The sequence below is a fragment of the Microcoleus sp. AT8-B5 genome (genome assembly GCF_036705565.1).
Taxonomy (GTDB): Bacteria; Cyanobacteriota; Cyanobacteriia; order Cyanobacteriales; family Microcoleaceae; genus Microcoleus.
This window is the reverse complement of the sequence record NZ_JAUBUY010000038.1, coordinates 1-315: the sequence shown is the minus strand read 5'-3', so window position 1 is coordinate 315 and position 315 is coordinate 1. Positions and strand designations below refer to the sequence as shown.

General features: G+C 53.3%; 1 protein-coding gene. It reads right to left on the bottom strand.

Annotation, left to right across the window (positions count from 1 at the left end; translation table 11 throughout):
- Positions 1–315, bottom strand: a 315-nt coding sequence (locus QUB39_RS22070; protein WP_333485161.1) for a hypothetical protein, incomplete at both ends; no start/stop codon positions are given.

The following is a 315-nucleotide window of genomic DNA, read 5'->3' as shown; positions in this document are numbered from 1 at the left end:
ACCAACACCGCCAGAAGTACCTCAACTACCGCTGACCCCACTCCAGGCAACAACGCATCTACAGTCACCACAACTCTGACACCAACTCCAACTCCCACACCAACTACAACTCCCACACCAACTACAACTCCCACACCAACTACAACTCCCACACCGACTACAAGTCCAACTCCCACACCGACTACAAGTCCAACTCCCACACCGACTACAAGTCCAACTCCCACACCGACTACAAGTCCAACTCCCACACCGACTACAAGTCCAACTCCCACACCGACTACAAGTCCAACTCCCACACCGACTACAAGTCCAACT